This window comes from Pseudoxanthomonas sp. LjRoot127, assembly GCF_964253495.1.
Lineage (GTDB): Bacteria > Pseudomonadota > Gammaproteobacteria > Xanthomonadales > Xanthomonadaceae > Pseudoxanthomonas_A.
The window spans coordinates 1,810,338-1,830,908 of the sequence record NZ_CAXUQR020000001.1; the positions used below are offsets into that span (position 1 = coordinate 1,810,338).

Annotated in this window: 19 protein-coding genes; 11 read left to right on the top strand and 8 right to left on the bottom strand. The window is 68.3% G+C overall.

Features of this window, described 5'->3' with window-relative positions:
• Positions 1-32 precede the first annotated feature (32 nt).
• A complete protein-coding gene (locus ACSQ19_RS08455; RefSeq protein ID WP_296281400.1) occupies positions 33-980 on the bottom strand; it encodes a DegV family protein in 948 nt (315 codons plus the stop codon).
• Positions 981-1,242: 262 nt separating this feature from the next.
• Between ACSQ19_RS08455 and ACSQ19_RS08460 the strand changes: the two genes are divergently transcribed.
• Positions 1,243-2,919, top strand: coding sequence for a sensor domain-containing diguanylate cyclase (locus ACSQ19_RS08460; RefSeq protein ID WP_299343900.1), 1,677 nt, complete (start codon positions 1,243-1,245; stop codon positions 2,917-2,919).
• Positions 2,920-2,935: 16 nt separating this feature from the next.
• Here the strand turns inward: ACSQ19_RS08460 and ACSQ19_RS08465 are convergent, their stop codons facing one another.
• Positions 2,936-4,195 carry an amidohydrolase family protein gene (locus ACSQ19_RS08465; protein WP_436000913.1) on the bottom strand — a complete coding sequence of 420 codons (1,260 nt, stop codon included), beginning with the start codon at positions 4,193-4,195 and terminating at the stop codon, positions 2,936-2,938.
• Between the two features lie 113 nt (positions 4,196-4,308).
• Complete coding sequence (locus ACSQ19_RS08470; protein WP_435996254.1) at positions 4,309-5,730, bottom strand: amidohydrolase; 1,422 nt, start codon at positions 5,728-5,730, stop codon at positions 4,309-4,311.
• 113 nt (positions 5,731-5,843) lie between these two features.
• Here ACSQ19_RS08470 and ACSQ19_RS08475 point away from each other — a divergent pair, with 113 nt between their 5' ends.
• Genes ACSQ19_RS08475 through ACSQ19_RS08495 form a run of 5 tightly spaced genes read left to right on the top strand, consistent with a single transcriptional unit; the run spans position 5,844 to position 8,353 of the window.
• A complete protein-coding gene (locus ACSQ19_RS08475) occupies positions 5,844-6,620 on the top strand; it encodes an AMP nucleosidase (RefSeq protein ID WP_296281404.1) in 777 nt (258 codons plus the stop codon).
• Positions 6,621-6,624: 4 nt separating this feature from the next.
• A complete protein-coding gene (locus tag ACSQ19_RS08480; protein ID WP_435996256.1) occupies positions 6,625-7,098 on the top strand; it encodes a hypothetical protein in 474 nt (157 codons plus the stop codon).
• A 57-nt stretch (positions 7,099-7,155) separates the two neighbouring features.
• Positions 7,156-7,527, top strand: a complete 372-nt coding sequence (locus ACSQ19_RS08485; RefSeq protein ID WP_435996258.1) for a VOC family protein — start codon at positions 7,156-7,158, stop codon at positions 7,525-7,527.
• Positions 7,528-7,556: 29 nt separating this feature from the next.
• The gene (locus ACSQ19_RS08490) at positions 7,557-7,817 is read left to right on the top strand and encodes a hypothetical protein (RefSeq protein WP_435996260.1); all 261 of its coding nucleotides are present in this window, start codon (positions 7,557-7,559) and stop codon (positions 7,815-7,817) included.
• Entirely contained in the window at positions 7,814-8,353 is a 540-nt protein-coding gene (locus tag ACSQ19_RS08495; protein WP_435996262.1) for a DUF924 family protein, read from the top strand. Before ACSQ19_RS08490 ends, ACSQ19_RS08495 begins: the two co-directional genes overlap by 4 nt.
• Before the next feature lie 144 nt (positions 8,354-8,497).
• On the opposite strand, the gene grxD is transcribed toward ACSQ19_RS08495, so the two are convergent.
• Positions 8,498-9,427 carry a Grx4 family monothiol glutaredoxin gene (gene grxD, locus ACSQ19_RS08500; protein WP_435996264.1) on the bottom strand — a complete coding sequence of 310 codons (930 nt, stop codon included), beginning with the start codon at positions 9,425-9,427 and terminating at the stop codon, positions 8,498-8,500.
• 49 nt (positions 9,428-9,476) lie between these two features.
• Here grxD and ACSQ19_RS08505 point away from each other — a divergent pair, with 49 nt between their 5' ends.
• A complete protein-coding gene (locus ACSQ19_RS08505; RefSeq protein ID WP_435996266.1) occupies positions 9,477-10,304 on the top strand; it encodes a polysaccharide deacetylase family protein in 828 nt (275 codons plus the stop codon).
• Positions 10,305-10,687: 383 nt separating this feature from the next.
• Here ACSQ19_RS08505 and ACSQ19_RS08510 read toward each other — a convergent pair whose 3' ends face one another.
• Positions 10,688-11,335 (bottom strand): SGNH/GDSL hydrolase family protein, encoded by a 648-nt coding sequence (locus tag ACSQ19_RS08510; protein WP_435996268.1) that lies wholly within the window; start codon positions 11,333-11,335, stop codon positions 10,688-10,690.
• 275 nt (positions 11,336-11,610) lie between these two features.
• Here ACSQ19_RS08510 and ACSQ19_RS08515 point away from each other — a divergent pair, with 275 nt between their 5' ends.
• Entirely contained in the window at positions 11,611-11,769 is a 159-nt protein-coding gene (locus tag ACSQ19_RS08515; RefSeq protein WP_435996270.1) for a hypothetical protein, read from the top strand.
• Between the two features lie 124 nt (positions 11,770-11,893).
• On the opposite strand, the gene ACSQ19_RS08520 is transcribed toward ACSQ19_RS08515, so the two are convergent.
• A complete protein-coding gene (locus ACSQ19_RS08520; protein WP_435996272.1) occupies positions 11,894-13,174 on the bottom strand; it encodes a pyridoxal phosphate-dependent aminotransferase in 1,281 nt (426 codons plus the stop codon).
• 91 nt (positions 13,175-13,265) lie between these two features.
• Between ACSQ19_RS08520 and rsgA the strand changes: the two genes are divergently transcribed.
• A complete protein-coding gene (gene rsgA / locus ACSQ19_RS08525; RefSeq protein WP_435996274.1) occupies positions 13,266-14,399 on the top strand; it encodes a ribosome small subunit-dependent GTPase A in 1,134 nt (377 codons plus the stop codon).
• A gap of 224 nt (positions 14,400-14,623) precedes the next feature.
• On the opposite strand, the gene gltS is transcribed toward rsgA, so the two are convergent.
• Complete coding sequence (gltS, locus tag ACSQ19_RS08530; protein ID WP_435996276.1) at positions 14,624-15,826, bottom strand: sodium/glutamate symporter; 1,203 nt, start codon at positions 15,824-15,826, stop codon at positions 14,624-14,626.
• A 104-nt stretch (positions 15,827-15,930) separates the two neighbouring features.
• Here gltS and ACSQ19_RS08535 point away from each other — a divergent pair, with 104 nt between their 5' ends.
• Positions 15,931-17,169, top strand: a complete 1,239-nt coding sequence (locus ACSQ19_RS08535) for a flavohemoglobin expression-modulating QEGLA motif protein (protein ID WP_296280968.1) — start codon at positions 15,931-15,933, stop codon at positions 17,167-17,169.
• 48 nt (positions 17,170-17,217) lie between these two features.
• A complete protein-coding gene (locus ACSQ19_RS08540) occupies positions 17,218-17,859 on the top strand; it encodes a response regulator transcription factor (protein ID WP_296280971.1) in 642 nt (213 codons plus the stop codon).
• Between the two features lie 2 nt (positions 17,860-17,861).
• Here ACSQ19_RS08540 and ACSQ19_RS08545 read toward each other — a convergent pair whose 3' ends face one another.
• Positions 17,862-20,504: a hybrid sensor histidine kinase/response regulator gene (locus ACSQ19_RS08545; protein WP_436000915.1), complete on the bottom strand. Its 2,643-nt coding sequence runs from the start codon at positions 20,502-20,504 to the stop codon at positions 17,862-17,864.
• Positions 20,505-20,571 lie beyond the last annotated feature (67 nt).

A 20,571-nucleotide genomic window follows, 5' to 3' on the forward strand; every position in this document is an offset into this window, starting at 1 on the left:
CATAGCGTTATCCACGGCGCGTTAGCCGGCCGTTACGCGACCTTGAACGGCGCCGGCGGCGCGGCGAAGGCGGCGACGACGGCGCCCTTGCCCACGTTGACCATGCCGGTGAGGCTCATGACGCTCTCGAACACCTCGACCTTGTTGTTCTCGCAGATGTCGCGCAGGCGCTGGTAGCCCGGCAGCGCGCGCAGTTCGGACAGCTCGCCGCCGTAGCTCAGGCATACGGTGGGCGTCATCAGGCCGGCCATGACGCGGTTGCCGGTGAACTTGAACATCTGTTCGACCGCATTCTCGAAGCCCTTGATCTTGGCGACCGGCTCGGTGTTGCCGGCATGGCCGTACAGCACCGGCTTGATGTCCAGCGCGCTGCCCAGCGCCGCGCTGAGCAGGCCCACGCTGCGGTCGCCCTTGGTGCGCGCGCGGTTGCGCAGGTAGTACAGGTCGCGCGGGATCATGTAACCGTGCGTGTGGTTGGCCAGTTCCTCCAGGCGCACGCGGATCTGCTGCACGCTGGCGCCGGCGTCGCGCATGCGCACGGCTTCGACGGCGGTGATGCCCTGGGCGGCGAACAGGTTCTGGGTGTCGATCACGCGCAGCGCGAACGGCGAATTGTGGCCCGCGGCCTGCCGCACCGGCTTGTAGTCGTTGAGGATGGCGAAACTGGCCTGCATCGCGTTCTCGTGGATCGGCGACCGTGTCTTGGTGATCGTCATGCAGAAGACGTGGTCGTAGTCGATCACCAGCCGGCCCAGGAACAGGTCGCGGATCTGGTTGACGGTGAACGGCGTGGTCTCCGCTTCGTGGCCGCGCTCGGCCACGTGCGCGTGCAGGAAGCTCAGCGTGGCCTGCTCGTCGCGATGGTCGGCGAGCACGGCTTCGCCAATGCGCACCGTGATCGGCAGGATCACGATGTTGTGTTGTTCCAGATACTCCAGCGGCAGGTCGCACGCCGAATCGACGACTATCCCAATGCGCATTAGCCCCTCCCGGCATCGTCGCATTTGTACTTATCTCCGGAAAACTAGCGGAGAACGGCGGGCAAGTCGCCGGATAAACGCATGAAGTGTGCGGTGCGTCACCTTTTTGTGAGGTGAGGGGCGCGGTAAAACGGGTCCCGCGTCAGGTTCATGGCGAGGCCCTCGACGCACAAAGAGTGTGAGCAAAGTCACATAAACACGCGAGATGGGCTTGTCCCGGGTCAGGCCCCGCCCGACACTCGGCACGTAGGGAAGGGGCAACATGACTCAGCAGGGGTGGTTACTGCTGCTGCTCGCCCTGCTGCCGGTGGGCGCGCACGGGGAGAACATCGCGCGCATCGATCGCCTCCAGCCATCCACGCTGGAGCAGCAGGCCGGACAGCGCGCCGGATTGTTTTCGGAACGTCGCTTCGACAGCGGCGATGCGTCCGTGCGCGTGATCGGCAACGGACACTGGCGCGTATATCCGCGCGACGGCATCGCCGAGCCGCTGCTGGTGATCTACCACCCCTACAACGCGCGCGTGACGGTGCGCGCACCGGGCGACGCGACGCCCCGCACGCAGGACCTCTTCCAGCCCGGGCTCGATCCGGAGTACAGCCGGCGCGCGCTGGTATTCCCGCTGGCGCGCGAAGGTCCGGTCGAGGTGACGGTGGAGGGGGCGCGTTATCCGATGCAGGTGGCGGTCGAGGCCCGCTCCGACTACGCCGCCGCCGATCTCTGGCACGTGCGCCTGCTGCTGCCGGCGGTCGGCATGACCCTGGGCGTCGCGCTGGCGGTGCTGCTGTTCTGGCTGGTGCTGCGCGAGCGCGTCTACCTGCTCTATGCCGGCGCCATGCTGCTGCAGTTGCTGTACGTGTTGTGTTCGTATGGCGAAGCCTATGCCTGGCCGGGCCTGTCGCTGCTGCGCCATTTCGGTGCGCAGGGCATCTGGACCATCGGTACGCTCGCCACCATCCTGATGGTGTACCTGTGGCAGGACTACGCCAACCTGCGGCGCGCGGCACCGCGGCTGGCCTGGCTGATGCGGCTGGTCGGCGTGTACGGCTGCACGCTGACGCTGGTGCTGCTCGCGTCGCCGTGGCCGGCCGACGACCGCTGGTTCCCGAACGTGGCCAATGCCCTGTTCCTGCTGACCAACCTGGTCACGCTCGCCACGCTGCTGGTGGCATGGTGGCGGGGCGAGCGCCATGCGAGCATCGTGCTGCTGTCGTGGTTGCCGTTGCTCGCGTTCACCATGGTGCGGGCCCTGCGCTTCAGCGCCGGCGAGCGCGCGGGGCCGTGGCTGGAATACGGCATTCCCTGGTGGCTGGCATTCACCGCGGTGGCGCTGGGCCTGGGCCTGGCGCACCGCATGCTGACCGTCCGCCGTGAGCGCGACAGCGCCAAGGCGCACGCCGAGCGCGACGGCCTGACCGGCGTGCTCAACCGGGGCGCCATCGAGCACCGTCTCGACTGGGCTTTGATCGCACGGCAGCGCGAACAGATCCCCGTATCGCTGCTCTTCATCGACCTGGACCATTTCAAGCAGGTCAACGACCGCCACGGCCATGCGCTGGGCGACGCGTGCCTGCGTGCCGTGGCGCGTGCGGTCAGCGAACAGTTCCAGTACGGCGACCAGCTCGGTCGACTCGGCGGCGAGGAGTTCGTGCTGGTGCTGTCGGGCGCAGGCCTGCAGGCCGCGACGCGCATCGGCGAACAGGTCGCGACGCGCATCCGCCACGACTGCGCCACGGTGGAAGGCGTCGACGTCGCGCTGACGGCGAGCCTGGGCGTCGCGCAGGCCCGCGATGGCGATACCGTGGCATCGCTTATCGCCCGTGCCGATCACGCCATGTATGTCGCGAAGCGGGCCGGCGGCGACCAGGTGATGGACGAACGCGCCGTGGGCCTGCCCGCACACGGCACGCGGGCACCCGAAGGCGCCCGCGTGGAGTGATCTCGCCCGCGGCGCGCTACTTCGCGTAGGCGCGCGGCAGCGGACCCGGTTGCTGCAGGTAACGGTCGCGCAGGTCGGTCTGGCGCGACCGCATCGGCATCGCGCGTCCGCCCAGCCATACCTGGGTCGCCGTGCTCGACACATCCAGCGGATCGCCGCTCCACAGCACCAGGTCCGCCAGCTTGCCGGGTGCGATGCTGCCCAGGCGGTCGCCCACCCCGAAGCTTTCCGCCGGTACGCGCGTCAGGCCCGCCAGGCCCTCTTCCCACGGCAGGCCATTGGCCACCGCGTTGCCGGCGAGCTGGCGGTTCTTGCGCGCGTTATGGGATTCGCCCACCTGGGAGAACCCCACCTCGACGCCCGCTGCCGACAGTCGCGCTGCATTCTCCAGCGATGCACCGATCTGGTCGAAGTCCGCCGGCAGGTCGGCCAGTGCATCCACGAACACCGGCACCTTCGCCTGCGCCAGCGGCTGCGCCAGCTTCCACGCTTCGGCACCGCCCGCGATGGCCAGGCGCACGTTCTCGCGCTGCGCCCAGCGCAGCAGCTGGCGGATATCCGCCGCGCGGTTCACCTGCACCACGATGCGGCCGTTGCCGGCGAGGTAACGCGCCAGCGTCGCGCGGCCGGCGGGCGTGAGCAGCGCGTGCGGCGAATCCACCGGCACGCGGCCGCGCGCCTCGGCCACCATCTGGTCGAGCAGCATCCACTGCGCCGCGCGCGACTTGCCGCTCAGGTCGGCGGCGCCGCCTCCGCCCAGCCGGATGAACAACGCACGCGGGCCGACCGGGTCCGCGCTGCCATCCAGCCGCATCACGCCGCCCTGGCCTGCGATGAACGAGCCACCGGTCGATGCACCCAGCAGGGTGAAGCCGATGCCTTCCACGCGCGCCACCGGAATCACCACCGATGCCGGGTTGTACGCCAGCGTGACGTCGAACTCGGGACGCATCGGCTGGTCTTCCAGCGTCACCGCCGAATCCGCAGTCGCCGATTCTCCCGACACTTCCTCCACACCGATCTCGGTAATGCCGCCGAACAACGCCGGCGTCAGCGGCCGGCCATTCGCCTCCACCACCGTCGCGTCGGCCGGCGTCGCAAGCCCGCTGCCGACTGCCTGTACCACGCCGTTGCGGACCAGCACGTCCGCGTTCTTCAGCGTGCCCTGCGCACCGGCGGTATGCACGGTGGCGTTGCGGATGAGGACATCCTGGGCGAGCGCTGCGAAGGACGTGGACGCCAGCGCTATCGCGACGACAAGCGATTTCACCGTCATCCCGGCGAAGGCCGGGACCCAGCGTCTCTTGCTGCAAGTGTCGCGGAGCCCATCGAACGTTGCTGGGTCCCGGCCTGCGCCGGGATGACGGGAGGAGAGATCGTTGATGCGCTTCATGGCAGCACCTCCTGGCCCAGCATGAAGTCGGACACCGGTTGCCGGCTGCGGTCGTTGCGGTCGTAGATGCGGGCGCCGTCGATGTAGACCTGCTCGGCTTTCGCGTACACGCTGAAGGGATTCTGGTTCCACACCACCACGTCGGCCATCTTGCCGGTCTCCAGCGTGCCGGTGCGCTCGGCGATGCCCAGCGACTTCGCCGCGTTGCTGGTGACCCAGCGGATCGCACGCTCTGGCGCGATATCGCCCATGCCGGCACGGCGCGCGTTCGCCATCACCTTCGCCGCTTCCTGGTTGAGGCGCTCGATGCCTTCGTCCGAATCCGAATGCACGATCGCGCAACCGTTCGCCGGGCGATCGACGAGTGCGATGTTCTCCTGGATGCCGTCGAAGGCCTCCATCTTGAAGCCCCACCAGTCGGCCCACAGCGCGCCGCAGACGTTCTCCTGCGCCAGCCGGTCGGCGATCTTGTACGCCTCCACGCCATGATGGAAGGCAGCGACCTTGAAGCCGAATTCCTTGGCCAGGTCGAGCATCGTGGTCATCTCGTCGGCGCGGTAGCAGTGGATGTGCACCAGGATCTCGCCGTTGATCGCGCCGGCCAGCGTGTCCAGCTTCAGGTCGCGCTTGCCGCCGGCGTCGCCACCGCTGTCGGTGCCGTCGCCGCCGCTGGCGCGCTCCCACCAGCGTTTCTTCTTGGGCTGCTGCGGCTTGGGCGCACTCTTCTTCAGGTACTCGCTGGCATCGATGAACGCGGCGCGATAGCCGGCCACGTTGCCCATGCGCGTGGACGGGCCGGCCTTGCCGCCATAGACGCGCTTGGGGTTCTCGCCGCAGGCCATCTTCAGGCCCCACGGGGCACCCGGGAATTTCATGCCCTGGTAGCTGGTGGACGGCACGTTCTTCAGCGTCACGCCGCGGCCCCCGACCAGGTTGGCCGAGCCGGGCAGGATCTGCAGCGAGGTGATGCCGCCGGCCAGGGCGGTGTGGAACCCCGGGTCCTGTGCCCAGATCGAATGCTCCGCCCACACGTTCGCGGTCACCGGCGCGGTCGCCTCGTTGCCGTCGCTGTGCGCCTTCACCCCCGGACTGGGATACACGCCCAGGTGCGAGTGCACATCGATCAGTCCCGGCGTCACCCACTTGCCGGTCGCGTCAACGCGCGTGGCGCCTTCGGGCACGGAGAGGCCGCGGCCCACCGCCGCCACCTTGCCGTCGGCCAGCAGCACGTCGGCGCCGTCCAGGCGCTCGCCGGTGCCGGTCAGCACGGTGGCGTTGGCCAACAGCACCGGCCCGGACGCGAGGGCACGGTAGGTACTGGGATAAGGGTCCTGCGTGAAGCGGGACGCGGGCGTGGCGGCGTGCGCGCCGGCGCCCAGCGCAGCCAGGACCAGCCCGGCCAACAAGGTCATTCGCATCGTGTATCCCCCGGATGAGACCCGAAACCTAACCGGCCGCGCCGCGCCTTGCCAAGTGCGTGTGTCGCAGTCGTGCCAGAATCGCGCCACAACAACAAGAAAAAGAGGTTTCCATGAAGGACAAGAGCGAGATCGTCGACAACTGGTTGCCGCGCTACACCGGCGTGCCGCTGGACCAGTTCGGCGAGCATGTGCTGCTGACCAATTTCGGCGGCTACCTCAATGTGTTTTCGCAGTTGACCGGTGCGCCCATCGTCGGCCTGGACCGTCCGATGGCCAGCGCCACCGCCGACGGCATCACCATGATCAACTTCGGCATGGGCAGCCCCAACGCCGCGACGATGATGGACCTGTTGTCGGCCATCATGCCCAAGGCGGTGCTGTTCCTCGGCAAGTGCGGCGGCCTGAAGCGCAAGAACCAGCTGGGCGACCTGGTGCTGCCCATCGCGGCCATCCGCGGTGAAGGCACCAGCAACGACTACCTGCTGCCGGAAGTGCCGGCGCTGCCCGCGTTCGCCCTGCAGCGCGCGGTGTCGACGATGATCCGCGACCTGGGCCACGACTACTGGACCGGCACCGTCTACACCACCAACCGCCGTGTGTGGGAACACGACACGGCGTTCAAGGAGCGCCTGCGCGCGATGCGCTGCATGGCCATCGACATGGAGACCGCCACCGTCTTCGCCGCCGGCTTCGCCAACCGCATTCCCGTGGGCGCGTTGCTGCTGGTCAGCGACCAGCCGATGATCCCGGAAGGTGTGAAGACCGAGGCAAGCGACGCCAAGGTCAGCTCGTCGTTCGTGGAGAACCACATCACCGTGGGGATCGAGGCGTTGAAGCTGATCCGGCGGAATGGGAAGTCGGTTCGGCATCTTCGGTTTGACGAATAACGGGATGGCCATGCTGGTGTGCAGGCCGTCGGCTCTGCAAACAATGCTGCTTGCCGGCAGCATGGTGCTGGCAGGCTGTGTATCGATACGACACGACGACACGATGCCACCCGACATCGAGGTAAGTGCGATCAAGGTCGATGCAGTGGCCGGAAGCGGAACAGTGGTCGTCACCAATCATTCCCGCAGACGGGTGTTGATACGGACCAACGACCTGGTTTGGCAACAGGATGCGACTACCCGGCGCGTCCCGCGGCCTGACCTCGATTTTGGCGACAACGCTGTCGTGCTGACGCATGATGCGCGTCTGGACGCGGGTGAATCACGTGAGTACATGGTTACCCCCGCGATGGGGGCGTCCCGCTGCGAGCATCCCGCCATCCATGTGTGCTGGGACAACCGGAGCTGGACATGCGAGCAGTACTGGCTTGTTCCTGCGAGCCAGTCATGGAGCGAGTTGATGCGGACGCCGGGCTAGGATCGCACTTGACCCGCCGTTTGGTTCCCTCGAGGGCGCCTCTGCAGGATAGACCGCATGAACCTTGAAACGATCGAAATGAAGGCCTTCGTTCCCGCACGTGATCTGGCTGAGTCCATCGCGTTCTACGAGGCGCTGGGTTTCAAGGCATCGATGGAGTCGGACGACCTGGCCTATGTCCATCACGGCAGGACGTCGTTCTTGCTGTCGCAGTTCTACCTGCGCGAGCACGCGGAGAATTTCGTCATGCACCTGCTGGTCGAGAACGCGGACGACTGGCACCGGAATATCGAGGCGTCAGGTGTCGTCGAACGGTTCTCCGTCCGTCTGAGCTCACCGGATGACCGGCCATGGGGCCTCAGGGACTTCACCCTGATCGATCCGACCGGTGTGCTGTGGCGCATCGGGCATGTCATTCCGGATCGATGAACGTATCCAGCGACGCGCCGAGGTGGCGCATGAGGCTGGTCATCGCCCTGCGCGTCATCGGATGGATGACTGTGTCGGCGGCGCTGCTTGTCTCCGCCCTGTGCGCCATCCTGTTCTTCGGTCGCCGGCCGGAGGACTTCGAAGGCACCGCCCAGATGGCGGCGGTCTATGTTGGCCTTGTTTACGGTCTTCCGTTGCTGGTGGTCGGTAGCTTCATTCTGTGGTTTGCCGGCCGAGCACGCAGGCCGCAGCAGCCTGATACTTCATACGAGCCGGAGATAACGCCATGAACGAATCCAACGACATCATCACCTTCTGGAAGAACGCCGGCCGCGAAAAGTGGTTCGCCAACGACGACGCCTTCGATGCCGAGTTCGACCAGCGCTTTCGCGGATTGCACTTCCGCGCGGCGCGACGCGAGTTGGAAGGCTGGATGGGTGATGCCGAGGGCGCGCTGGCGTTGATCCTGTTGCTGGACCAGTTTCCGCGCAACTGCTTCCGCGAGAGCGCGCACTCCTACGCGACCGATGGTTTGGCGCGGCACTACGCCGATCGCGCCATCGAGGCCGGTTTTGATGCGCAGGTCGATCCGGCGCTGAAGATCTTCTTCTACATGCCTTACGAGCATTCCGAGGCGCTGGAGGACCAGCAACGTTCGCTGGATCTGTTCCATGCGGTCGGCAATGAGGAGTACATGAAGTACGCCCAGCTGCATTACGACCTCATCGCACGTTTCGGGCGCTTCCCGCATCGCAATGAGGCGATGGGGCGCTCCTCCACGCAGGAAGAGCGCGACTACCTGGCCAGTGGCGGCTTCCACGGTTAGCGGGCTGGACATGCATCTGTGGGAGCGACGTCAGTCGCGATGGGAAAGCACAGGTATTCGGTCGCGACTGACGTCGCTCCCACGGCTTTCGAAACAGAAAAGGCGGGCCGAGGCCCGCCTTTTCATGATTGCCGCGAGCGCGGCTCAGTACTTGCTGATCGTGCCGTCCACATCGTCGGCCCAGGCGTTGATGCCGCCGGTGATGTTGTAGGCGTTCGAGAAGCCGAGCGCGCGGAACTCTTCCGCCGCCTGCTGGCTACGGCCGCCGCTGCGGCACAGGAAGGCGAGGGCCGTGTCCTTCGGCAGCGCTTCCAGCTCGGCACGGCCGTTGCCGTCGAAGGTCTTGAACGGCAGCTTCACCGAGGCGATGGCGCGTTCATCGGCCGGACGCACGTCGACCAGCAGTACTTCGCTGGCGCGGACCTTCGCATCGGCGTCCATCGGCGACAGCGCCTGCACCGGCTTCGGCGCGTTCGGGTTGTCGATGGCCAGGCCCTTACCGCGGATGTCGTCCACCCAGTCGATGGTGATGCCGTCGGCGCGGCGCGCGCTGGCAAGGTCGAACTGCACGCGCACGCCGTTGGATTCGCTGGCAATGGCGTTCGCGTCGAACTGCCCAAGCTGGAAGTTCGGCTGGAACTGCGCGTTGATCGACAGCGCCAGCGCGGCGCCCGGGCCGGCGTCGGCCACGGCGTTCTGCAGCATCTCGGCGGCGGCCGGGGTGATGGTGATCGCCGGCGGCGTACGGTCCGGGGCCTGCAGGCCGAGCAGCGAGGCCAGTTCGCCGGAGTTGGTCATCTGCTCGATGATGTCGCTGCCGCCGACCAGTTCGCCGTCGATGTACAGCTGCGGGATGGTCGGCCAGTCGCCGTAGGCCTTGATGCCTTCGCGGATCTCCTGGTCGGCCAGCACGTTGACGTGGGCGTAGTCCACGCCCAGCGCCGACAGCGCGCCCACCGCCTTGGCCGAGAAGCCGCACTGCGGCATGGTCGGCTGGCCCTTCATGAAGAGGACCACGCGGTTGGACTGCAGGAGGGATTCGATGCGCGAGCGCAGGGCGGGGTCGAGGGACATGTCGGATACCGGAAGGCAGGAGGACGTGGAAGCGGGGATTTTACGCCCCGTGGCATCATGGGGCATGAGCACGACAGGAACACTGCATCGTCCGCCGCGCCGTCCCGGACTGATATTGGGCCTGCTGGCGCTGTCGCAAGTGGGCGTGGCCTGGCTGTGGTGGCGCGACGGCTGGACGATCGGCCTGCCTGCGATGATGGCCACCCATCTGTCGGTGGTGTGGTCCACGCTGTACCCGCGTGCCACGCTCTTCTGTCCCGCGCTGTCACGCCTGCCCACCGCCGAGCGCGTGGTCTGGCTGACCATAGACGACGGTCCCTCCGCCGACACCCCTGCCATGCTCGACCTGCTGGACCGTCACCGCGCGCAGGCGACCTTCTTCCTCGTCGGCGAGCGCGCCGCGGCGCACCCTGCAGTGGTCCAGGGCATCCGCGATCGCGGGCACGGTATCGGCAACCACAGTGCCACGCATCCGGATACGCGCTTCTGGCGGCTGGGGCCGGGAGCGCTGGAAGACGAGATCGGCCGCAACCAGTCCATCCTGACCGCGATCACCGGCCACACGCCGCGCTGGTACCGCAGCGTGGTGGGCATGACCAACCCCTTCGTCGGCCTGGCGCTGAAGCGGCATGGCCTGGCGCGTGTGGCATGGAGTGCACGCGGCTTCGATGGTGTGAACTGCCGACCCGACCAGGTGCTGGCGCGGATCACCCGCGACATCCATCCGGGCGCCATCGTGCTGCTGCACGAAGGCGCGGCGCACGGCCACAACGTGGCCATCCTGGCGCAGCTGCTGGCATGGTTGGATGCGCAGGGCTATCGCACCGTGTTGCCGGAACCGAATCCGGTACCCATGACGGACATCGCGGCCGCGTAGCGTGCGCGGTGCGCACGACCCGCGATGACGGGTTCACGCGCGGCGGTCATGGCACGGTGAAAGTCTATGCGTTAGCGGTGGATCCCCGCGCCCTGCGCATGGCGCACGCTACGTGGGCGATCGCGCAGCCTGCGGTCCCTAAACCCTTCTCCCTCCGGGAGAAGGTGGCGCGCAGCGCCGGATGAGGGTCTGCGTGCCGCCGACCCATCACCACTCCGCCAACCCTCACCCCAACCCCTCTCTCCCGCAGGGACTTCCTACGGTCGCCGGTGGGAGAGGGGGCTCAAGCGCGACGCGAATGTAGCGTGCGCCGCGCGCACGAAGCAGGGATCTTTCAGAGCTGCGCGTGGAGCAATCACCACGCGTCGTGAGCATGGCGCACGCTACACGAGCGAATGATGTGCGATCGGAAACGCGAGCCGCGTCCATTCGGTGTACATCGCGGCGGACGGGTGCAGGCCGTCATCGGCGAGCATCGCCGGCTCCGCGCCGCGTGCACGGCTGACGGGGGTGATGTCGACGAAGGCGACGCCGCGCGGCGCGCAGACCTCGCGCGCGGCGAGGTTGTAGGCATCCAGTTCGCGCGCGATCTGCGCGACATCTCGGCCGGATTGCGTGGCGAACGGGGTGACGCCCCAGTCGGGGATGGACAGTACCAGCACCCGTTCCGGACGATTGCGGGCGAAGCCGATCGCGCGCCACAGTAGGGCGGCGAATTGGGTGCGGTATTCCTCCACGCCGCGGCCCCGGTACTGGTTGTTCACTCCGATCAGCAGGCTGACGAAGTCGTGTTCGCCGAGCGGCTCGGCGGCGGTGATCGCGGCATCGAGCTCGTCGGTGGTCCAGCCCGTGGTGGCGATGATGCGCGGGTCGCCGATCAGCACGCCTTCCTGCCGCAGCAGGCGCGCCAGCTGCATCGGCCAGCGGCCTGCCTCATCCACGGCTTCGCCGATCGTGTAGGAATCGCCGAGCGCGAGGTAACGCAGCTCGGTGGTGAGGGCGGTGGTATGGGAGCCGGAGGTCGTCGTCATGGGCGCATGATGCGCCATCCGGTCCGCGACGTGTCGTCCGATTTCATCTCTTCCCCGAACAGCGCCCGCCGCCAGCGCACGAGGCCATCGGCATCAACGCATTCGAGTTCTTCGGCGGTTGGCTCGCCAGGGGCGCTCAGCGCCGGACACCGTTAGTGCTCACACCGGATCGGCAGAAGCGCATCAGTGAATGAAAAGGTCCGGCAGGACGCCTGGGTCCTGCGACCGAAGCCAAAGCTGTCGTGTTGCAGCAGCAGTCTTCGACCCGAGGGTAATTGGATCGCCGCCTGCCAGACCACGGAGTCGACTCCATCGATGCGAACCTGGGCCACGAATGGCAGATTGTTCCGCAAAGCGGCATCGGCACACCGCAGCGCGGCTTCAATCTCGCCCGGCGTGACGGCGATACCGCAATCGGGCAGCGTGACGCCTGAGGTCGCGGCAATGTCTGAGCCAAGCGGCGACAGAGGTCGACCGACGTCCGCAGCCACAGGGGACGCCAACAAGAGCAGCGGCAGCCACCTGGCGGGGAACACGGGTCCGCTCGCTTACGAGCGTCTACGCCGCCGCGGGCCGCGACTTGCCCTTGATCGGCACCACCTTGGTGGCGGCCTCGGCGCGGCGCGACAGGGCGCGGTCGATGCGGGCGAAGACTTCGCGCATCGTGGCCGCTTCCGGCAGCAGGGTGACACGGAAGTGGTGGCGGTACGGCACGTTGAAACTGGAGCCCGGCACGACCAGCACGCCTTCGGTTTCCATCAGTTCCAGCGCGAACGCATGGTCGTCGAAACCTTTGGCGGCATCGCCGACCACCGCCGGGAACGCGTACAGCGCACCGGCCGGGTTGACCAGCTCCAGGTGCGGGCTGGCGTCGCAGGCGTCGATCACCGCGCGACGGGTTTCGTACAGGCGGCCGCCGGGTGCGCACAGCGCACTGATGGTGTCGGGGCCGTTGACCGCGGCGTCGATGGCGTACTGGCCGGGCACGTTCGCGCACAGGCGCAGCGCGCTGAGCAGGTCCATCGCATGCAGGAAGTCGCGCACCACATCGCCATGGCCGGAGACCACGCCCCAGCCCACGCGCCAGCCGCAGGCACGATGCACCTTGCTCAGGCCGCTGAAGGTGATGCACGGCACGTCGCCCGCCATCGGTGCGACCGGCACGAAGGTCGCACCGTCGTACAGCACCTGGTCGTAGATCTCGTCGACCATCAGCAGCAGGCGGTGCTTCGCGGCGATCGCCACGATGCGCTCCAGCAGTTCGCGCGAGTAGGTGGCGCCGGTGGGATTGTTCGGATTGATCAGCACGATGGCGCGGGTGCGCGAGCTGATCAGCTGCTCGATCTCGTTCGGATCGGGCTGGAAGTCGTTCTCCGGATCGCAGCGGTAGTACACCGGGCGTCCGTCGTTGAGGATGGTGGCGGCCGACCACAGCGGATAGTCGGGCGAGGGCACCAGCACTTCGTCGCCGGGGTTCAGCAGCGCACGCAGCGACAGGTCGATCAGTTCCGACACGCCGTTGCCCACGAACACGCGGTCCGGGTGCGCATCCGGCGTACCGCGCTTGGCGTAGGCCGCGGCGATCGCATCGCGCGCCGAGGGCAGGCCCTGCTGGTGCGTGTACGGATCGGTGCGGCCCATGTCGTCGGCGATCGCGCGCTGCAGATGCTCCGGCGCACGGAAACCGAAGGCGCCCGGGTTGCCGATGTTGAGCTTGATCAGCTTCTGCCCCTGGGCCTCCAGCTCGCGGGCTCGCCGTGCCAGTTCGCCCCGGATTTCGTAGCGGACTTCGGACAGGCGTTCGCGCGTGGCGAGCGGTTTGACGGGCGGGGTGGACATGGCGGGACCGCAGGGTGCACGAAGTGGAAGGAGGGCCAGCTTAACGGATATTTAGCCTGCCCGGCCCCGCCGGCTTCAGCCCCCGTCTAGAATGCGCGCCATGCCCGAAACCCCCGTCCCCAGCGTGTCCGACGTCACCCTTCTGCGCGCCATCGGCTGGCCGTACACGGGGGAACCGACGGATGCCGCATGGCGGGACGCCATGGCCGCGCACCCGACCGCGACCCCGGCACGGGTGAGCGAGCAGCACCGCTCCGGCTACGTGGTCGCCATGGCGCCCGGCGACGGCGTGAAGGCCGAGTCGCTGCCGGAGTGGCAGCGCCCGCGGTTTCCCGCCCACGAGCGTCCTGCCGTCGGCGACTGGGTGTTGCTGGAAGACGCGACGTCGAAGCGCCCGCGCATCGTCGCGCTGCTGCCGCGGCATACCGGCATCAAGCGTGGTGCGGCCGGCGAGCACTACCACCAGCAGGTGATCGCGGCGAACATCGATACGGTGTTCATCGTCTGCGGCCTGGATGCCGACTTCAATCCACGCCGCATCGAGCGCTACCTGCTGCTGGTCGGCGGCGGCGGTGCGCAGCCGGTCGTCGTACTGACCAAGGCCGACCGCACCGAGTACGCCGATGACGCGGTCGAGGTGCTGGCCGATCTCACCGCGCAGGGCGTGCCGGTGTTCACCGTCAACGCCAAGGATCCGGCCAGCGTGGGGCAGCTGGCGCCTTGGCTGGCGCCGGGCCACACGGTGGTGCTGGTCGGCTCGTCCGGCGCGGGCAAGTCCACGATCACCAATACGCTGATCGGCGACGAGCGCATGAAGACCGGCGAAGTGCGCGAAAGCGATTCGCGCGGCCGCCACACCACCACTTACCGCGCGCTGATTCCGCTGCCGGCAGGCGCCTGCCTGATCGACACGCCCGGCATGCGCGAGCTCAAGCCCACCGGCGAGGAAGACCTGGCCGACGGCGGCTTCGCCGACATCGAGGCGCTGGCCGAGCAGTGCAGGTTCCGCGACTGTTCGCATGACCGCGAGCCGGGCTGCGCGGTGCGCGCGGCCATTGAGCGCGAAGAGCTGGACGAGGGCCGCTTCCTCAACTACCTCAAGCTGCGCGACGAAGTCGCCGCCGCGGCCGACAAGCTCGCTTCGCGGCTGGCCGACAAGGCCAACGCCAAGGTGCAGAACAAGGCGCTGAACAAGCGGCTCAGCGACAAGTACGGCAAGCGTTAGGTTTTCGCGTGACGCGAGCGGAACGTTCGATGTGGTGACGCGCCCTTGTCGTCATCCCGGCGGCATTCAACAGCCGAATGGCTGGTCAAGCCGGGACCCAGCGCCTTGCTGCGAATCTACCGTCATCCAAACACCAGAATCACTGGGTCCCGGCCTGCGCCGGGATGACGGCGGATGGATCTCGACGGTCGATCACCTTGAGATCGATCAGCTTCAGGAATCGATCAACTCCAGAGGTTTATGAACCCGGTGATGATCAGCGCATTGGTGAAGTCGATGAAGAACGCACCCACCAGCGGCGCCACCAGGAACGCGCGCGGCGCCATGCCGTAGCGTTCGACCAGGGTGCGCATCACCGCCATCGCATTGGCCGTGGTGCCGAGCATGAAACCGATGAAGCCGCCGCCCATCACGGCCGCGTCGTAGTCGCGGCCCATCACCCGGAACACCACGCCGCAGAACAGCGCGACCAGTGCCACCTGCAGGCCGAGGTTCACCAGCAGCGGCGCCGCCAAGCCGGCCAGCTCCCACAGCTTGAGGTTCATCAGCGCCACCGCAAGGAACAGCGCCAGGCAGACGTTGCCGATCAGGTCGGTCGTCGCCACCGGCAATCCGATCCAGCCGGTTCGATCGTCGATGTAGCGGATCAACGCACCGACCATCATCGCGCCGACGTAGGCGGGCAGCGTGAGCCCGGCGGCGGACAGGGCGGCGCTGACGCCGGCACCGGCCCACATGGCCACCAGGATCACCACGATGCTCTTCAGCGCCGCGGATTCGCGCGTGGCGAAATCCGGCGTATCGCGCGCACCGGTGGGTTCGGCCGCGGATTCGTCGGGTTTGCCCAGGCGCACGCCGCCGTAGAGTTTGTGGCGCCGGATCAGTACCGTGGACACCGGTCCGCCCAGCAAGCCGCCGCAGACGATGCCCGCCATCGCCGAGGCGACCGCGATCGATTCGGCGCCGGTGACACCGGCCTGTTCGAACAGCGGGGCGAACGCCAGACCGGTCGCCGGTCCGCCGGTCAACGTGGTGGAACCCGCCAGCACGCCGAACAGCGGATGCAGGCCGAAGCCCATCGCTACCGCCATACCCAGCAGGTTCTGCACGATGGCGAAGCCACTGGCCAGCAGCAGGAAGATCACCACTTGGCGGCCGCTGAGTTTCAGCAGCGCCACGCTGGCATTGACGCCGATGGTGGTGAAGAACGCGATCATCAGCGGCGCCTGCAGGCTGGTGTCCAGCGTGAACAGGGTGACCTCGCGGCTGCGGGCGGCCAGCACCACCAGCGCCACCGCCAGGCCGCCGATCACCGGCGCAGGCAGGTTGTACTTCGAGAACAGCGGGACGACGCGGCAGAGTGCGTAGCCGAGGAAAAGCGCCAGGCCAGCGAAGGCCAGCGTCTGTACTGCATCGAGTTCCAGCATGCTGCCCCCGCAACCGATGGAAGAAGGTCGAGCATAGTCCAGCCACGGGCGCTTGTGCCGGCCGCGGTGTGCGCTGGGCTAAAGTGTGAGCCAGGGAGGGATGCATGCACGCCGATATCGCCCATCACGCCGCGCTGGACGCACGCCTGGTCAGGGCCGTGCGGGGCATCAAGCTGCTCAGCCTGGCCAGCTGGCCCGCGGACGTGCAGGCGCCGTTCCTCGACAGCGTTGCGCGTGGGCAGCCACGGCGGCCGGTGATCGACTATCCCCGTCTCGACTTCGGCGATGCGCGCCGCGAACTGGCCGCGATCGCGGTGGCCGCCGACGCAGCGCATCCGCTCGGTCGCTACCTGCGCGATTCCGTGCACAGCTGGGACATCGCCGCGCAGTTGCTGGAAGCCTTGGGCACGCCGGCGGTGACCACGCACTCGATCGCACTGTTCGGCACGCCGGAAGCCTGCCTGCCCGGCGACGGACCGACCACGCGCGATGCGGCGGGCCATTTCATCGCCATCGCCAACGAGCTCGACCACGAGCTGCTGTCGCCGGAGGAGCAGATCCCGGTCTCGGCCACGGCCCTGCAGTTGCAGCTGCAGGCCGACCTGGACGATTTCTTCGACGGCCGCGTCATCACCGTGGAGCTGGACCGCAACCTGATCGCGAAGGCCGCCGCCGGCGCCACCCGCATCCGCCTGCGCCACGGGGCCGCCTTCAGCGACTACGACCGCCGCCAGCTGCTGCAGCACGAAGCGCTGGTGCATTCGCTCACCGCCCTGAACGGCCGCGAGCAGGCCGTGCTGCCCAGCCTGGCGCTGGCATCTCCGCGCGTCACCGCCACGCAGGAAGGACTGGCGACCTTCGCAGAGCAGATCACCGGCAGCATCGACATCGAACGCATGAAGCGGATCAGCCTGCGCATCGAGGCGGTCGCGATGGCACTGGCGGGCGCGGACTTCGTCGAGGTATTCCGCTACTTCACCGATGCGGGGCAGAACCCCGCGGAAAGCTTTTCGTCCGCACAGCGCGTGTTCCGGGGCGTGCCGACCTCCGGCGGCGCGGCCTTCACCAAGGACACCGTCTACCTGCGTGGCCTGATCGGCGTGCACACGTTCTTCCGCCGCTCGCTGCAGCAGGACCGGCTGCGGGTCTGCCGCCGCCTGTTCGCCGGGAAGATGACGCTGGAGGACGTGACGCTGTTCGAGCCGATGTTCGATGACGGCGTGCTGGCGCCACCGCGCTGGCTGCCGAGCTGGGTCAGCCGTGCCAACGGCCTGGCGGGCATGCTGGCGTTTTCGCTGTTCGCCAACCGGATCCGCCTGGACAAGCTGTCGACGGACGCCTAGCCGGAAAGTGGTACGCGCGGCCCGCGATGCTGGTGGCACACTGGCGGCATGAGCACGACGATCCTGGTCGCCGACGACCATCCGCTGTTCCGCGCGGCGGTGATCCACGCACTGCGCGAGGCGCTGCCCGGCGCCACCGTGGTCGAAGCCGCGAGTGCCACGGGCCTGGGACAGGCGCTGGACGCGCACCCCGAGGCGGACCTGGTGCTGCTGGACCTGACGATGCCCGGCGCGCACGGGTTCTCCGCCCTGTTGCATGTCCGTGGCGAACATCCGGAGGTGCCGGTGGTCGTCATCTCGTCGAACGAACACCCGCGGGTGATCCGTCGTGCGCAGCAGTTCGGTGCGGCCGGTTTCATTCCCAAGTCGTCGCCGGCCGACACCATCGGCGCCGCAGTCGCGGCGGTGCTCGATGGCGGGGCGTGGTTCCCGCCGCTCACCGTCGAGCGGTCCGAGCAGGACGCCGCACTCGCGGCCCGCCTGGCGCAGCTGACGCCGCAGCAGTTCCGCGTTCTGCTGTGCCTGGCGGACGGTCTGCTCAACAAGCAGATCGCGCACGAACTCGGCCTGGCCGAGAACACCGTGAAAGTGCACGTCACCGCGATCCTGAAGAAGCTGGAATGCCACAGCCGCACACAGGCGGCGGTGCTGGTGAAGTCGCTGGAACCGGAGGGTCCGCCGATCGCCTGAGTTCAGCGCGCGCGGCGCACGTGCAACTGGGTCATCAGTGCGCGCAGCGCCGCCGGCTTCACGGGCTTGGCGAGGAAGCCCCAACCACGTTGCAGCGCCAGCGAGCGCCAGGCGTCGTCGTGCTCGGCGGTGACCAGGATCACCGGCGGCACGGCGCGCCAGCGTTCGCACAGGCGCGCGTACACCGTCGGGCCGTCCGTGTCGCCCAGTCGCACGTCGAGCAGCAGCAGGTCCGGTACGGCATGCGGTGCCGCGGCGGCCAGCGCGTCGTCGGGCCCTGCCGCCAGGCCGACGTCGCATTCCCAGCGATCCAGCAGCGCGCGCGTGGCTTCGCAGACGCGGGGATCGTCGTCGATGCACCAGACCAGGCGACCGCGCAGTGGCGAGGCATCGTCGCTGTCGGCCGCGACCGGGGGTGGGTCGACGGTCACCGCATCGTCGACGCCGCGTGGCAGCGCCACCCAGAACACGCTGCCGCGCCCCAACTGCGAGCGCAGGCCGATGCGGTGCCCCAGCAGGCGGCCGATGCGTTCGACGATGGCCAGGCCGAGCCCGGCGCCACGGTCGTTGGCGACGCCGTCGTTGAGCCGGCGGAACTCTTCGAAGATCTCGGCCTGGAGACTCTCGGGAATGCCAGGTCCCTGGTCGTGCACCTCGATGCGCACCAGCTCGCCGGCGCGGCGCACGCCAAGCAGCACGCGGCCGCGTGGCGTGTAGCGGATCGCGTTCGACAGGAAGTTCTGCAGGATGCGGCGCAGCAGGGCTTCGTCGCTGCGGACCACGGCGCGCGTGGCGACGCCGTCCAGCGCCAGCCCGCGGCCTTCGGCGACCATGCCGAATTCCCGCAGCAGCGTCTCCAGCAGGGGCGCCAGCGCGAAGTCGCGGACGCGGGTAGGCAGCGCACCGGATTCCAGGCGCGCGATGTCGAGCAGGCTGTTGAGGATCGCGTCCTGCGCGGCAAGCGCATTGTCGACATGGTCGGCGATGCGCCGCGCCTCGTCGTCGTGCAGGCGGCCGCGCAGGGCGGAGACGAACATGCGCGCGGCGTTCAACGGCTGCAGCAGGTCGTGCACCGCCGAGGCGACGAAGCGCGTCTTGTAGCGGTTGGCGTTCTCGGCGGCGCGGGTGGCGTCGGCGAGGGCGCGCGTGCGTTCCTCGACGCGGTGCTCCAGCGCATCCGCCAGCGAGCGCAACTCACGCGCGGCGTTCTTGTAGCTGGTGATGTCGGCGTAGCTGGTGACGAAGCCGCCGTCGGGCAACGGATTGCCGCGGATCTCCAGCACCACGCCATCGTCCTTCTCGCTCTCGCGCATGTGCGGCTTGCCGCTGCGCAGGTGGTCCAGGCGGCGCTGGATCGCCTCTTCGATGGGCCCCGGTCCCAACAGGCCGCGGCGGGCGTTGTGGCGGAACACGTCCTCGATCGGGCGGCCGACGTGGATCAGGTCCGGCGGGAAGCGGAACAGGTCCATGTAGCGCGAGTTCCAGGCCACCAGCCGCAGGTCGGCGTCGATGATGACCACGCCCTGCGGCAGGTGCTCGAGGCTGCGGCTCAGGCCGGCATCGGCGGAGCGTGCCGCCTCGACGATGCCATCCTGCGCGGTGCGCAGTTCCTGCGCGTGCTGCTGCAGCACGACCTCCAGTTCCTGCCGGCTGCGGCGCTGCAGCAGCGCGGTGCGGCGGCGCTGCTGCACGAACAGGGCCAGGAACGCCAGCGCCAGCCAGCCGCCACCGGCGGCAACGGCGGCGGCGCGTCCTGCCGCAGCGATGGCCGAGGCGTCGTGCAGCAGGTGCAGCTGCCAGCCTTCCTCGGGCAGGGCCTTCGATTGCCACAGCACGGCGCCCGTCCATGGCGGGTCGCGCATCTGCACGCGACGCGCGCCGTCCCCGGCCGCCGACAGGTCCTGCCAGCGAAGCGGCGTGAGCCTCTGCCGCGCGTATTGCCGCGTCGCGGCCAGCTCGCGCCGGTCGGCCTCGCTCAGGGGGCGCAGCGTGCGGTAGCGCCAGTCGTCCTGGCTGGCGAGGAAGACCACGCCGTGCGCGTCGCTGACGAGCACCACGTCGGGCGTCTGCAGCCACTCCTGTTCCAGCGCATCCAGGTCGATCTTGATGACGACCAGGCCGATGGTTCCGCCGTCGCCGTCCACGATCGCCTGCGACAGGAAATAGCCGGGCTCGCCCGTGGTCAGGCCGATGCCGTAGAACTGGCCCTGGCCGTCGCGCAGCGCCTGCTTCACGTAGGGACGGAAGCTGTAGTCCTCGCCGACATTGCTGGTCGGTTCGCGCCAGTTGCTCGCCGCCAGCGCGATGCCGCGGCGGTCGATCAGCGTGAGCGTCGATGAGCGGGTAACGCTGTTGGCGTCTTCCAGGCGCTGGTTGAGCGCATTGCGGCGCGCGTCGTCCACCGGCGACACCAGCGCGTCGCGCAGGTCGGGGTCCTGGGCCAGCATCTGCGGCAGCGTGCGGTAGCGGTCGATGCGTTGCTGCAACGCTTGCGCGTGCAGGTCGAGCTGGCGTTCCAGCTGCGCCGTCTCGGCCCGCTGCGCGCGCACGCCGGCCCCGTGGTAAGCCAGCGCCATGACCAGGGCGGCACCGCCCAGGATCGCCAGCACGACGAGCAGGATCCGGTGGAGGCGGCGGGTACGCAGCATGGCCGCAGTCTACGGGCGTGGCGCCGGCTGCGGACAGGCGCGGGAGCGGGCTAGTACCAATAGG

What these genes read in the sequence shown, in the direction of transcription:
- ACSQ19_RS08480 (WP_435996256.1), top strand. Translation starts at nt 6,625, where the DNA reads ATGGCCATGCTGGTGTGCAGGCCGTCGGCTCTGCAAACAATGCTGCTT.
- ACSQ19_RS08520 (WP_435996272.1), bottom strand. Translation starts at nt 13,174, where the DNA reads ATGTCCACCCCGCCCGTCAAACCGCTCGCCACGCGCGAACGCCTGTCC.
- ACSQ19_RS08490 (WP_435996260.1), top strand. Translation starts at nt 7,557, where the DNA reads ATGAGGCTGGTCATCGCCCTGCGCGTCATCGGATGGATGACTGTGTCG.
- ACSQ19_RS08455 (WP_296281400.1), bottom strand. Translation starts at nt 980, where the DNA reads ATGCGCATTGGGATAGTCGTCGATTCGGCGTGCGACCTGCCGCTGGAG.
- ACSQ19_RS08485 (WP_435996258.1), top strand. Translation starts at nt 7,156, where the DNA reads ATGAACCTTGAAACGATCGAAATGAAGGCCTTCGTTCCCGCACGTGAT.
- ACSQ19_RS08465 (WP_436000913.1), bottom strand. Translation starts at nt 4,195, where the DNA reads ATGACGGTGAAATCGCTTGTCGTCGCGATAGCGCTGGCGTCCACGTCC.
- rsgA (WP_435996274.1), top strand. Translation starts at nt 13,266, where the DNA reads ATGCGCGCCATGCCCGAAACCCCCGTCCCCAGCGTGTCCGACGTCACC.
- ACSQ19_RS08470 (WP_435996254.1), bottom strand. Translation starts at nt 5,730, where the DNA reads ATGCGAATGACCTTGTTGGCCGGGCTGGTCCTGGCTGCGCTGGGCGCC.
- ACSQ19_RS08475 (WP_296281404.1), top strand. Translation starts at nt 5,844, where the DNA reads ATGAAGGACAAGAGCGAGATCGTCGACAACTGGTTGCCGCGCTACACC.
- ACSQ19_RS08495 (WP_435996262.1), top strand. Translation starts at nt 7,814, where the DNA reads ATGAACGAATCCAACGACATCATCACCTTCTGGAAGAACGCCGGCCGC.
- ACSQ19_RS08510 (WP_435996268.1), bottom strand. Translation starts at nt 11,335, where the DNA reads ATGACGACGACCTCCGGCTCCCATACCACCGCCCTCACCACCGAGCTG.
- ACSQ19_RS08535 (WP_296280968.1), top strand. Translation starts at nt 15,931, where the DNA reads ATGCACGCCGATATCGCCCATCACGCCGCGCTGGACGCACGCCTGGTC.
- gltS (WP_435996276.1), bottom strand. Translation starts at nt 15,826, where the DNA reads ATGCTGGAACTCGATGCAGTACAGACGCTGGCCTTCGCTGGCCTGGCG.
- grxD (WP_435996264.1), bottom strand. Translation starts at nt 9,427, where the DNA reads ATGTCCCTCGACCCCGCCCTGCGCTCGCGCATCGAATCCCTCCTGCAG.
- ACSQ19_RS08540 (WP_296280971.1), top strand. Translation starts at nt 17,218, where the DNA reads ATGAGCACGACGATCCTGGTCGCCGACGACCATCCGCTGTTCCGCGCG.
- ACSQ19_RS08460 (WP_299343900.1), top strand. Translation starts at nt 1,243, where the DNA reads ATGACTCAGCAGGGGTGGTTACTGCTGCTGCTCGCCCTGCTGCCGGTG.